The sequence below is a fragment of the Bradyrhizobium iriomotense genome, assembly GCF_030160715.1.
Lineage (GTDB): Bacteria > Pseudomonadota > Alphaproteobacteria > Rhizobiales > Xanthobacteraceae > Bradyrhizobium > Bradyrhizobium iriomotense.
The window spans coordinates 74,728-86,428 of the sequence record NZ_BSOW01000036.1 but is presented as its reverse complement, the minus strand read 5'-3'; the positions used below and the strand labels follow the sequence as shown (position 1 = coordinate 86,428).

Annotated in this window: 11 protein-coding genes; 8 read left to right on the top strand and 3 right to left on the bottom strand. The window is 65.7% G+C overall.

Features of this window, described 5'->3' with window-relative positions; all coding sequences use genetic code 11:
- Positions 1-222: 222 nt before the first annotated feature.
- Entirely contained in the window at positions 223-1,236 is a 1,014-nt protein-coding gene (locus tag QQL28_RS37195; RefSeq protein WP_284273696.1) for a zinc-binding alcohol dehydrogenase family protein, read from the bottom strand.
- A 124-nt stretch (positions 1,237-1,360) separates the two neighbouring features.
- Here QQL28_RS37195 and QQL28_RS37190 point away from each other — a divergent pair, with 124 nt between their 5' ends.
- The gene (locus tag QQL28_RS37190) at positions 1,361-1,738 is read left to right on the top strand and encodes a winged helix-turn-helix transcriptional regulator (protein ID WP_284273695.1); all 378 of its coding nucleotides are present in this window, start codon (positions 1,361-1,363) and stop codon (positions 1,736-1,738) included.
- Between the two features lie 175 nt (positions 1,739-1,913).
- On the opposite strand, the gene QQL28_RS37185 is transcribed toward QQL28_RS37190, so the two are convergent.
- On the bottom strand, positions 1,914-3,533 hold the full coding sequence (locus QQL28_RS37185) for an OprO/OprP family phosphate-selective porin (RefSeq protein ID WP_284273694.1): 1,620 nt from the start codon (positions 3,531-3,533) through the stop codon (positions 1,914-1,916).
- A gap of 316 nt (positions 3,534-3,849) precedes the next feature.
- Between QQL28_RS37185 and QQL28_RS37180 the strand changes: the two genes are divergently transcribed.
- From QQL28_RS37180 to QQL28_RS37165, 4 genes are read left to right on the top strand one after another with little or no spacing between them, the layout of a single operon-like run.
- Positions 3,850-5,256, top strand: a complete 1,407-nt coding sequence (locus QQL28_RS37180; protein ID WP_284273693.1) for a DegQ family serine endoprotease — start codon at positions 3,850-3,852, stop codon at positions 5,254-5,256.
- Complete coding sequence (locus tag QQL28_RS37175; RefSeq protein WP_284273691.1) at positions 5,253-6,590, top strand: replication-associated recombination protein A; 1,338 nt, start codon at positions 5,253-5,255, stop codon at positions 6,588-6,590. The genes QQL28_RS37180 and QQL28_RS37175 overlap by 4 nt, the downstream gene beginning before the upstream one ends.
- A 52-nt stretch (positions 6,591-6,642) precedes the next feature.
- Positions 6,643-7,842 (top strand): RluA family pseudouridine synthase, encoded by a 1,200-nt coding sequence (locus tag QQL28_RS37170; RefSeq protein WP_284273686.1) that lies wholly within the window; start codon positions 6,643-6,645, stop codon positions 7,840-7,842.
- A gap of 31 nt (positions 7,843-7,873) precedes the next feature.
- Positions 7,874-8,188: a hypothetical protein gene (locus QQL28_RS37165; RefSeq protein WP_284273685.1), complete on the top strand. Its 315-nt coding sequence runs from the start codon at positions 7,874-7,876 to the stop codon at positions 8,186-8,188.
- Between the two features lie 148 nt (positions 8,189-8,336).
- On the opposite strand, the gene QQL28_RS37160 is transcribed toward QQL28_RS37165, so the two are convergent.
- The gene (locus tag QQL28_RS37160) at positions 8,337-8,783 is read right to left on the bottom strand and encodes a hypothetical protein (protein ID WP_284273684.1); all 447 of its coding nucleotides are present in this window, start codon (positions 8,781-8,783) and stop codon (positions 8,337-8,339) included.
- Between the two features lie 158 nt (positions 8,784-8,941).
- Between QQL28_RS37160 and QQL28_RS37155 the strand changes: the two genes are divergently transcribed.
- The 3 genes from QQL28_RS37155 to QQL28_RS37145 are packed head-to-tail and all read left to right on the top strand — an operon-like array spanning position 8,942 to position 11,689.
- Positions 8,942-9,736 (top strand): ATP12 family chaperone protein, encoded by a 795-nt coding sequence (locus QQL28_RS37155; RefSeq protein WP_284273683.1) that lies wholly within the window; start codon positions 8,942-8,944, stop codon positions 9,734-9,736.
- Between the two features lie 55 nt (positions 9,737-9,791).
- The gene (gene fliK / locus QQL28_RS37150; protein ID WP_284273682.1) at positions 9,792-11,429 is read left to right on the top strand and encodes a flagellar hook-length control protein FliK; all 1,638 of its coding nucleotides are present in this window, start codon (positions 9,792-9,794) and stop codon (positions 11,427-11,429) included.
- On the top strand, positions 11,426-11,689 hold the full coding sequence (locus QQL28_RS37145; protein WP_254113110.1) for an EscU/YscU/HrcU family type III secretion system export apparatus switch protein: 264 nt from the start codon (positions 11,426-11,428) through the stop codon (positions 11,687-11,689). Before fliK ends, QQL28_RS37145 begins: the two co-directional genes overlap by 4 nt.
- The last annotated feature ends 12 nt before the right edge of the window (positions 11,690-11,701 follow it).

Sequence of the window (11,701 nt, the reverse complement as noted above, 5' to 3'; positions counted from 1 at the left end):
CCCTCAAGGCTTCGGTGGGTACCGATCCGATCGAACGGCGACCCAGCTCGGGCCGTCACCCGGGCTGGGCCATTCCTCACGGAACGGCACCATCATACGCGATCGCGCTAATACAAGGGTGGGTTAGCGTAGCGTAACCCACCGCTTCTCCATCTGCGCGTTGACAGAAATCGGTGGGTTACGCCTTCGGCTAACCCACCCTACGCAGCTACACGACCGCTACTACCACCCCTCCAGCACGATCTTGCCGCGTGACTTGCCGCTTTCGAGCAACGCATGCGCGCGCTTGAGGTTGGTCGCGTTGATCGTGCCGAAGGTCTGATCGAGCGTGGTGCGAAGCACACCCCTGTCGATGAGATCGGCGACGTCGTTGAGCAGGTGATGCTGCGCGATCATGTCGGGCGTCTGGAACGAGGAGCGCGTGAACATCGATTCCCAGTGCACCGAGATCGCCTTGCCCTTGAACACGCTCATGGTGAATTCCGGGGGATCGTCGATCAGGCCGAACCTGCCCTGCGGCGCCATGATATCGGCGATCGCCTTGTAGTGCTGGTCGGTGAAGGTGAGGCTTGCCACCAGCGCGACCGGCGGCAGCTTGAGCTTCTCGATCTGCTCCTTCATCGGCTTGCCGTGATCGATCACCGCGTGTGCGCCGAGATCGAGGCACCATGTCTGCGACTCCGGGCGCGTCGCGGTCGCCAGTACCGTGAGCCCGGTGAGGCGGCGCGCAAGCTGGATCAGGATCGAGCCGACGCCGCCTGCGCCGCCTGTGATCAGGAGCGTGCGCGGATCGACGCTCTTGCCGGGCACGGCGCCCAGCCGATCGAACAGCAATTCCCAGGCGGTGATGGAGGTGAGGGGGAGCGCGGCGCCTTGCGCGAATGAGAGCGATTTTGGCTTGCGGCCGACGATTCGCTCGTCGACCAGATGGAATTCTGCATTGGTGCCCTGGCGCAGGATCGAGCCGGCGTAAAACACCTCGTCACCCGGCTTGAACAGCGTGACATCAGGTCCGACCGCATCGATCACGCCGGCCGCGTCATAGCCCAAAATCTTGACCTCGCCCTCGGGCGGGGCGGCACGCTTGCGCACCTTGTAATCGACCGGATTGGCCGAGATCGCCTTCACCGCGACGCGGATGTCACGTCCCTTCGGCTCAGGCTTTGCGGTTTCGAAATCGATCAGGGACTCCTGATCCTCGATCGGAAGCGATTTTTTGTAGCCGACGGCCTTCATGTCTCAAGTCTCCATCAGATGGTGAGATCGCCTGCCGGGTTAAGTGTCCGGGTAGCTCCGATTTGGCAAGTACTGTAAAAATGGGGATATAGTCCCCGCTTGGATACTATTGGGGAAACCTCGCATGAAACGGCGCAATTTTGCCCAGCGTCCGGGCTGCTCGGTGGAGGCCACGCTGGACCTGATCGACGGCAAATGGAAGGGCGTGATCCTCTATCACCTCCAGAGTGGCACGCAGCGCTTCGGCGAATTGCGCCGCCTGATGCCCGGCATCACCCAGCGCATGCTGACCAAACAGCTTCGTGCGCTGGAGGAGGACAAGCTCATCATTCGCAAGGTCTACGCGGAAGTGCCGCCGCGGGTGGAATATTGTCTCTCCGAGCTCGGTGAGAGCCTGCGGCCGGTGATCGACATCCTGAAGGCCTGGGGCGAGAGCCACCAAGAGCGGCTGTCCTGCGCGCCGCCGCCGGACGTCGTGAAGAAGCCGAAGCGCGCGGCATAGATGTTTTTAGCGAAGCGGTCGCCAAACACTTAGTGTCGTCCCGGCGAAGGCCGGGACCCAACCCCAGGGGTTGTCATTTCGCGAACCCGTATCTCCGAGTCATCGCAACCACATCTGCCTGTGGTTACGGGTCCCGGGCTCGCGCTTTCGCGCGCCCCGGGACGACGAGCGATAATCAGAACGCCCACTGCGTACGCATGGCGACCGCGTCGAACTTCGAGCCGACGTCCGCCGTCGAGACCGGAGAGGCCTGTCTGGACACCGTGCCATGCAGGTAGTCGAGCATGAAGCGGATGTTGTTATTGACGTACCAGTTGAGTGCCAGCGTGTAGACGTTCTGCCGTCCGCCAGCGATGCCGGTTGCGGTCGCAAGCTGATTGTTGAGGTCCATCGTCGAGAAGCGGCCCGCGATCTCCCACGCACCCCAGCCGCCGCCGTCGAGCGAGAACGGATGCGCCGGCTTGATGCCGCTATAGGAGGCGCTCGATGGATTGTAGGCATGGTTCTCGCCGGTCAGGACGTAGCCGGCCTGCGCATAGCCGCCCTGGAAATGCAGGCTCGGCGCGCCAATCGGCGGCAGACCGGTATTGGCGCTGCGATCGACGTTGAACCAGAAGTATTCGCCCTGCAGGATCAGTGGTCCATAGGTCGCCGCCGCTTCGACGCTGTAGACCTGCGCACCCGAGACATTGGCAATCGCGCCGGTCGATATCAGGGTGGTCGGATCGATCCGCAACTCCGGCCGGTCGCTGAGCGTCAACGTCTGCGCGCCCGTCACCTGATTGCGCGGCGGCTGGATCAGCCATTGTGCATCGGCGCCGAGATGCACCGAGTAGTCCTTGCCGCTGACGACCTGGCCCGCGACGCGGGCGACGGCGCCGTATTGCTCGCTCGTGCCGACTGCCGCCGGCGCTACGCCTGATGCGGAGTGGATTGCGCCCGTGGTCGGGCCGGTGACATAGGCGCCAGCCCAGAACACGTCGTTCCACCAGCGCGTGCCGACGGTCGAACGGAAGTCGCCGGCCGCGATATTCTGCGCGATGATGCCGGACGAGGCCCGCTCCATGAACAGGATGTCGTTGGAGCTCGTGGCTTCATCGAGCGTGTAGGGGATGTCCATGATGCCGCCTTCGACGGCCATTTTGCCACCGAACGGCTTGAGGCCCGTGTAGCTGATATAGGCGTTCTCGATGCCGGACACAGCGCCGCCCGGCAGCGATCCCGGCGCGGCGCCGCCAAAACCGTCCGCGGTGCCGCCGAAGTCGTAGATCAGGGCGAAATTCCAGTCGCTGAACAATTTGCCGATCACGCCGATCCGCGCGCGGCGGACGTTCTCTCCGCTATCCAGTTTCTGCGGTACCGTCGCTGCCGTGTTCGGACGATACTCGTAGCCGCCGACGTCCCAGTGCACCCGGCTCGTGATCGCGACACAGTTCTGTTCGTCCGCGGTGCAGATCGTCGGCCGGTTATTCGGCATGGTCACGACGACGCCGGACGGCGCCACCGGACCCTTGACCGGAATGGCGGCGTTGGCGTTTGCGACCACCGCCTTTGCCTCGGACCTCGCTTCGGCTTTGGCCTCGGCCTTTGCTTCGGCCTTGGTCTTCGCTGCGGCCGCCGTGTTCGCCGCGGTCTGACTTTGCAGTTTATCGAGCTTCTGCTCGAGCAGCTTCAATTGCTGCTTCAGGAGTGCGATCTCCTGTTCGCTGCTGTTCGCCGATTGGGCATGTGCCTGTGAAGCCGCGAGCGCGCCTGCAAGTCCGAGCGCTGCGGTTGTGAATCGTTTCCTGCTCACGTCATCCACTCCCTTGCTGATCAACATCCCCACTCACCACGGAGAGTCGTACGATCGGCAGATGACCACTCCGCGACGAACGCCGCGCACGATGCCGGTTCCCACTGATGCAAATTCGCCGCAGCCGAATCGTGCCTCCATTCACATTGGAGGATGACGGGCGTCATGCCAATCCCGCAGGACCGGTAAAATGGCCGTCCTGCGCCCCGAATTTGCCTGCAGGGGGCGGGCAAAGGGGGGCCAATATTGGCGGCTGCCGCCCTTCTATTGGGGAGCGAACATGCCTATATTCCGGCGTCTTTTCCGAGAGGTAGGAATGTTTCGATTGATCCGTGCCACCCTTATTGCCGCAAGTTGTGTGACCTTCCTGGGCAGTCTCGATCCCGCCGTCGCGCAGGACCGTCGCGTCCCGTCGTCTCCGGCGGAGCTCAAGCTGTCCTATGCGCCGATCGTGCAGCGGGTGCAGCCGGCGGTGGTCAACGTCTATGCCGCCAAGGTGGTGCAGAACCGCAATCCGCTGCTGGATGACCCGATCTTCCGCCGCTTCTTCGGCGTGCCGGGCCAGCAGCCCGAGCAGATGCAGCGCTCGCTCGGCTCCGGCGTCATCGTCGATCCCTCCGGCCTCGTCGTCACCAACGTCCACGTCATCGAGGGCGCCGACCAGGTGAAGGTGTCGCTCTCGGACAAGCGGGAGTTCGAGGCCGAGATCCTGCTCAAGGATTCCCGCACCGATCTAGCGGTACTGCGCCTGAAGGACACCAAGGAGAAATTCCCCACCCTCGATTTTACCAATTCCGATGAGCTGATGGTCGGCGACGTCGTGCTCGCGATCGGCAACCCCTTCGGCGTCGGCCAGACCGTGACCCACGGAATCATTTCGGCACTCGCGCGCACGCAGGTCGGCATCACTGATTATCAGTTCTTCATCCAGACCGATGCGGCGATCAATCCCGGCAATTCCGGCGGTGCGCTGGTCGACATGAACGGCAAGCTCGCCGGCATCAACACCGCGATCTATTCGCGCTCCGGCGGCTCGCAGGGCATCGGCTTTGCGATCCCTTCCAACATGGTGCGCGTCGTCGTTGCCACCGCCAAGAGCGGCGGCAAGGCGGTGAAGCGGCCGTGGCTCGGCGCGCGGCTTCAGACGGTGACGCCCGACATCGCGGAGAGCCTCGGCCTGCGCTCGCCGTCCGGCGCGCTGGTCGCAAGCGTCGTGCCGAACGGGCCTGCGGCGAAGGCCGGCCTGAAATCCTCCGATCTGATCGTCGCGATCGACGGGCAGGCGATCGACGATCTCAATGCCTTCGACTACCGTCTCGCCACCCGCCCGCTCGGCGGCACCGCGCAGCTCGACGTGCAGCGCGCCGGCAAGCCGGTCAAGCTCACAGTGCAGCTCGAGACCGCGCCTGACACCGGCCGCAATGAGATCGTGATCACCGCGCGCTCGCCGTTCCAGGGCGCGAAGATCTCGACCATCACGCCGGCGGTCGCCGACGAACTGCACCTCGATGCCGACACGGAAGGCGTGGTGATCACCGAGATCGGCGACGATACGACGGCTGCGGGCGTCGGCTTCCAGAAAGGCGACATCGTCCTCTCCGTCAACAACCAGAAGATCGGCAAGACTGCCGACCTGGAGAAGGTGGCGGGGACGTCGTCGCGGCTCTGGCGCATCACGCTCGTACGCGGCGGCCAGCAGATCAACGTCACGCTTGGCGGATGAGCGCGAAGCGACCACAGGAGACGCCAACGCTCTTTGCCGCGGCGGGGCTCGATCACGATGCCCCGCATCCGCTGCCTGATCGCCTGCGCCCGCGCGCGCTGTCTGAGGTCGTCGGCCAGGACCACATCCTCGGCCCCGATGGCGCGCTGACGCGCATGCTGGAGACGCGTACGCTCGGCTCGCTGGTGTTCTGGGGCCCACCGGGCACCGGCAAGACCACCGTGGCGCGGCTGCTCGCGGATGCCACCGACCTGCATTTCGAGCAGATCTCCGCGGTGTTCTCGGGCGTCGCGGACCTGAAGAAGGCCTTTGACGCCGCGCGCGCCCGCCGTGAGATGGGCAAGGGTACGCTGCTGTTCGTCGACGAGGTGCACCGCTTCAACCGCGCGCAGCAGGATTCCTTCCTGCCCGTGATGGAGGACGGCACGGTGGTGATGGTCGGCGCCACCACCGAAAACCCGTCCTTCGAGCTCAACGCGGCGTTGCTCTCGCGCGCGCGCGTGCTGGTGTTCCATTCGCTCGACGCCGCCGCGATCGAAAAGCTGTTCACGCATGCCGAGGCGGTCGAGGGCAAGAAGCTGCCGCTGGATGCGGAGGCGCGTGCCGCGCTCGCGCGCATGGCCGATGGCGATGGTCGCGCCGCGCTGACGCTGGTCGAGGAAGTCTGGCGCTCCGCGCGCGCGGGCGAGATCTTCAACGCCGCGCAGTTGCAGGACATTTTGCAGCGCCGCGCGCCGATCTACGACAAGTCCGCCGACGGCCACTACAACCTGATCTCGGCCTTGCACAAATCCGTGCGCGGCTCAGATCCCGATGCCGCGCTCTATTATCTGGCGCGCATGCTGGACGCCGGCGAGGACCCGCTGTTCCTGGCGCGGCGCGTAGTACGCATGGCGGTCGAGGACATCGGCCTTGCCGATCCGCAGGCTCTCGTCATCGCCAATGCAGCCAAAGACGCCTTCGATTTCCTCGGCCATCCCGAAGGCGAGCTCGCAATCGCGCAGGCTGTCGTCTATCTCGCCACCGCGCCGAAATCGAACGCGGTCTACACCGCCTTCGGCGCGGCGATGCAGACCGCAAGACAGGCCGGCTCGCTGCTGCCGCCGAAGCACATCCTCAATGCTCCGACCGGTTTGATGAAGTCGGAAGGATACGGCGCGGCTTACGAATACGACCACGACGCGCCCGACGCCTTTTCGGGCCAGGACTATTTCCCCGAAGCCCTGGGACGCCAGACCTTCTACGACCCGCCCGAGCGCGGCTTCGAGCGGGAGATCAGGAAGCGCCTGGAGTATTGGGCCAAGCTGCGGAAGGAGCGGGGCGGCTCGCGTTGAAATCGGCCATTTCGTCGTGACGGGAGGCCGCTTTTAGGCTAGGCAGGCGATCATGAGCCGCCGCATCAAGAGAATGAACCCAAAGCCCCGCTCGCGCGACGAGCGCAAGGAGGCGCGCCCGTTCAAGGCGCGCAGCGCGCACAAGGCGGGACCGCGGCCCGGCGGCAAGCCGGGCGCAAAACCGCAGCGCTTCGCGTCCGAACGCGCCGAGCGGCGCACGTCTGAAGCCGCGCCGAGCAAGCCCGTCGAGGCGTTGCTGCCGACCAAGGTGCAGACGGTCACCGTGACGGCCGACGAGAACAACATGCGCGTCGACCGTTTTCTGGAGGCGCGTTTCCCGGGACTGTCGTTCTCCCACATCCAGCGTGTCGTACGCAAAGGCGAGCTACGCGTCGACGGCAAGCGCGTCGACAGCAAGGACCGGCTGGAAGAGGGCCAGAGCGTCCGTATTCCGCCGTTGAAGCTGGATGCGCCGAAGCTGCCCGGAGCGCTCTCCGAAGCGGCGCAAAAGACGCTTCAGGCGCTGAAGGAGATGACGCTCTACGAGGACGATGACGTCCTCGTCCTCAACAAGCCGGCGGGGCTCGCCGTGCAGGGCGGCTCCGGCACCACGCGGCACATCGACCAGATGCTGGAGGTGATGCGCGACGCCAAGGGGCAGAAGCCGCGCCTGGTGCATCGTATCGACAAGGACACGTCGGGCTGCCTGTTGATCGCCAAGACGCGCTTTGCCGCAACCCATCTCACGGGCGCCTTCCGCTCACGTTCGGCGCGCAAGATCTATTGGGCGCTGGTGCCGGGTCTGCCGAAGCCGAAACAGGGCCGCATCTCGACCTTCCTCGCGAAAGAGGAGAGCGAGGACGACACCATCATGCGCATCGCCCAACATGGCGATGAGGGCGCGAGCCACGCGGTGACCTACTATGCGGTGGTCGAGACCGCCGGCAACAAGCTGACCTGGGTGTCGTTGAAGCCGGTAACGGGGCGCACCCACCAGCTTCGCGCCCACATGGCCCATATCGGTCATCCCATCATCGGCGATCCCAAATATTTCAACATCGAGAACTGGGAATTGCCGGGCGGCCTGCAAAACCGGCTGCATCTGCTCGCGCGCCGCATCGTGATCCCGCACCCGCGCGGCGGGGTCATCGACGCCAGCGCCCCGCTGCCGCCGCATATGCAGCAGTCGTGGAACCTGCTCGGCCTTGACGCAACAAGATTTGATCCGATCGAGAACGCGCCGGAGGAGTAATCTGGTTGCGAGACTATCGGAGGCGCACGACATGTCCTCCATGAAGGCCACGCTGCCCATCCTTTTGGTTCTAGCCGCGCTCTCGGCGGGGCAGGGTAGCTTCGCGCAAACGCTGGTGCCGGGCAGCTCGCCGCTGTTGCTGCCGCCGCCGCCGCCTCCGCCGCCACCGCCGAAGATCGAGATACCGAAAGTCCCGAAGCTCGATGCACGGCCGAGCTACAATTACAAGCCGCCGCAACGGCCCTCATTCAGCGACCGCATCAGCAAATGCCTCGATGACGCGGCTGGCGCAGGCCTGACCCCCGCCGATCGTGGCACGTATTCACGCATGTGCGCGAACCAGTAGGTATCTCGCCACACTCTCAGCCGTCATCGCCCGGCTTGACCAACGACCAACCTGTCAGTGATGTGTCCGAACAGGTGTCAGCCATGTCTCCGGACTAAACATCAAGCCGGGGCATGACAGCGGTGAGTGTGGTTGGGATCGCGACGCCCTAATTCCGAAATTGCTCCAGGAACATCCGTAGGCTGTCGTGCGGGCTCTCGACGTCGGTGATCAGCCAGCCTTCCGGACCGTTGACCAGGATGAAGTTCAGCGTCACGCGGCGGCCGTTATTGTCGAACAGCGCTGCGACATAGGTCTTGTCGTATTGCTTGCGAACGACCGAGATCGCGACCGGGCCGAGCGTCCAGGTCGGGCTCTGCACCAGGAAATCGTAGGGCTCGCTTCGAGGGCCGCTCCAGGCCTTGCGCAAACTGGGATCGAAGAACTGGCGCGTTGTCGCGGCATCCCGCGGCAGGCCCTTCGAGAGCTCCGGCGCACCCCGGCCGTAATAGGCATAGACGTTACGCACCAGCGATTCCGGCGAGCGGAAACCAGCCTCGGCGATGGCCGGCCAGAACCCGGCGAACAGGGCCAGAATGCCCGTGATTTCCTTCATGCCTGCCGCTCGCTTTATCGGCTGCCGGACTTACTTTAGAAGCCTAGGGCATGATCCGGAAAAAGTGTGTAGCGGTTTTCCGAACAAGATCATGCCCAAACAATAGCCCAAAGCGCGCTGCCATATCGCGTTTTGGTGGGATTAGGGTCGAAAACCGAATGCGTGAATTGTTTGACGGGGTCGCGGGCCAGTCCCGGCTCGATCCGCAGGAGGCGGTGCGGGCTGCCTCCCGTGCGCCCCTGCGCAAGCGCTTTTATGCGGAGGCGGGCGTCGTGGAGGCCGAGGGCGGCTTCGCCATCACGCTCGACGGCAAGCCGATCAAGACGCCCTCCGGCCGCCAGGTCGTCATCCCCGCGAAGCTTCTCGCCGACGCGGTCGCCGCGGAATGGGCCGGCCAGGCGGAGACGATCGATCCCATGACCATGCCGCTGACCCGGCTCGCCAACAGCGTGGTCGAGGGCGTGGTCGACCGCGTCGACCTCGTCAGCGATGACCTCGCAAAATACCTCCAGTCCGACCTGTTGTTCTATCGTGCCGGCCATCCCGAGGGCCTGGTGGCGCGCGAGGCCGCGCATTGGGACCCCGTGCTGTTCTGGGCGGCGGAAACGCTTGGCGCGCATTTCATCCTGTCCGAGGGCATCGTGCATGTCGCCCAGCCGGAGCAGGCAATCGCGGCCGCGCGGGCGGCCCTGCCCAGCGATCCCTGGTCGGTCGCGGCGCTGCATGTGATCACGACATTGACGGGCTCGGCGCTGCTGGCGCTCGCCCTGGCGCACGGGGCGCGCGATGCCGACCAGGTCTGGGCCGCCGCCCATGTCGACGAGGACTGGAACATCGATCAGTGGGGCGTGGACGAGGAGGCGGCCGGCCGCCGCGCCGCCCGGTTGAAGGATTTTGCCGCGGCGGTGACGGTCCTCGAGGCCGTGAACGGGCTCCCGACGCAAGGTCCTTAACGAGAGGTTTACGACGGACGGCTAGGGTTGCTCGCGTTCCGCGGGCCCTTAGAACATGCCGACGCCGATAAGCTCGATCGTTCCCGTCAGTGCCGCCACCTCCGTGGCCGATGCGGCAACGCCCGAGCTCGTGCTCCAGGCAGGCTCCGTCGTCGACGCCAAGGTCGTCAGCGTGATGGCCGACAATCTCGTGCGGATCGCGATCGCCAATCTTTCGATCGACGTGATGTCGGAGGTGGCGCTGTCGCCGGGCCAAAATCTCCAGCTCGCGGTGTCGCAGAACGATGGCACGGTGCGGCTTGCGATCGTCAACGGGGCGGGCGGGGCGGCGACCGATCAGGTCACGCTGACACCTGCCGCGGTCGCGCTTACCGACGCGCCGTCGCTCGTGCCGTCCGCGACCGCCGCCCGCAATCTCCTGACGCCGCTCGAGCAGATTGCCGTTTCGGTGGCCTCCACTGGGGCCGTGACCAGGCAGGGCAGCCAGGGGCCGCTGTTTGCCAATCTCGCCTCGGTCGTCACCAGCAGTGACCTGCCGGCCGGGCTGAAGCAGGCCGTGCTGGATGTGCTGGCGCAGCAGACACCGCTCAGTCCGCAGCTCGACGGTGGCGACATCGAGTCCGCGTTCCAGAAGTCCGGGCTGTTCCTCGAGGCCTCGCTGGCGTCAGGGCTGGCGCCTGCAAGCGGCAGCGTTCCCGATCTGAAGGCAGCGCTGCTGGTGCTGCGCCAAACGCTGGCGGCAACGTCGGGCGCGCATGAAGCCACCGTGCCGCAAGTGGCGGCACCGGCGACCGCGCTTCCCGCGGCGCCTGCGGCCGTCGCGCAGGCCGTGACGTCGTTCGAGCAGATCGCAGGCGAAGCGCTCCAGGCGGCGCCGCTGTCACCTGAAGCGGGCCCGAGCCAGACGCTGCCGGTGCCGCGTGGCGCCAATATCGCAGCAGCCGTGCTCGCCGAAGCCGTGACCGAAGCCGTGCTGCCGCGCGCGATGTCGCCCGGCGTTGCGCTGAGCCTGCTCCAGGAGGCGGTGCAGGAGCTGCCGCATGCGATGGGCGCCGCTTTCACCGCGCCCAAAGCCGCGGCGCCGGACGCTCACAGCCTCGACCTCACACCGCGCGCCGCCACAGCGCCGCCGCCATTCCGCGGCGCACTGCCGTCGCCGCAGGCGGTCGCGGCACCCTCGCTCGCATCAGATGCGCCGCTCAGTCAGACCGTGCATCGCCTGCTCGACGACACCGACGCGGCGATCGCCCGGCAGACGCTGTTGCAGGTCGCATCGCTTCCGGACCGCGTCGACGCCGGCGGCCATCGTGTCGATCCCTCGGCGCCGCAGTGGAGTTTCGAAATTCCCTTCACGACGCCGCAGGGCACCGCGATGGCGCAGTTCGAGATCTCGCGCGACAGTGGCGGCAGCGAGGCCGATCCTGCGAAGAAGGCCTGGCGGGCGCGCTTCTCGCTCAACGTCGAGCCGGCCGGTCCCGTGCATGCGCTGATCACGCTCAATGGCGACAAGACCTTTGTGCGGATGTGGGCGGAACGCCCCACCACCGCGCAGCAATTGCGCGACGGCGCCGGCGAGCTCAGCCAGGCGCTGGCCAAGGCCGACCTCAAGCCCGGCGATATCGTCATCCGCGACGGCACGCCGCCGCAGCCTCAACCGGCCCGCGCCGGGCACTTTCTGGATCGCGCGACATGAGCGAGGAGAGCAAGCTCGCCATCGCGCTGCATTACGAGAAGGGCAGCGGTGCGCCGCGGGTCGTCGCCAAGGGCAAGGGCACGATCGGCGCCAAGATCGTGGAACTGGCCAAGGCCCACGACATCCCGATCGAGGAGAACGAGGTGCTGGCCGGCGCGTTGTCCAAGGTCGAGCTCGGCGACGAGATCCCGCCGGACCTGTATAAGGCCGTCGCCGAGGTGCTGGTGTTCGTGCTGCGGCTGTCGGGCCGGGTGCGTTAAACAGCTGTCATT

Coding starts and splice junctions, on each gene's coding strand:
- QQL28_RS37180 (WP_284273693.1), top strand. CDS start 3,850: ATGTTTCGATTGATCCGTGCCACCCTTATTGCCGCAAGTTGTGTGACC.
- QQL28_RS37145 (WP_254113110.1), top strand. CDS start 11,426: ATGAGCGAGGAGAGCAAGCTCGCCATCGCGCTGCATTACGAGAAGGGC.
- fliK (WP_284273682.1), top strand. CDS start 9,792: ATGCCGACGCCGATAAGCTCGATCGTTCCCGTCAGTGCCGCCACCTCC.
- QQL28_RS37165 (WP_284273685.1), top strand. CDS start 7,874: ATGTCCTCCATGAAGGCCACGCTGCCCATCCTTTTGGTTCTAGCCGCG.
- QQL28_RS37155 (WP_284273683.1), top strand. CDS start 8,942: ATGCGTGAATTGTTTGACGGGGTCGCGGGCCAGTCCCGGCTCGATCCG.
- QQL28_RS37195 (WP_284273696.1), bottom strand. CDS start 1,236: ATGAAGGCCGTCGGCTACAAAAAATCGCTTCCGATCGAGGATCAGGAG.
- QQL28_RS37190 (WP_284273695.1), top strand. CDS start 1,361: ATGAAACGGCGCAATTTTGCCCAGCGTCCGGGCTGCTCGGTGGAGGCC.
- QQL28_RS37160 (WP_284273684.1), bottom strand. CDS start 8,783: ATGAAGGAAATCACGGGCATTCTGGCCCTGTTCGCCGGGTTCTGGCCG.
- QQL28_RS37170 (WP_284273686.1), top strand. CDS start 6,643: ATGAGCCGCCGCATCAAGAGAATGAACCCAAAGCCCCGCTCGCGCGAC.
- QQL28_RS37175 (WP_284273691.1), top strand. CDS start 5,253: ATGAGCGCGAAGCGACCACAGGAGACGCCAACGCTCTTTGCCGCGGCG.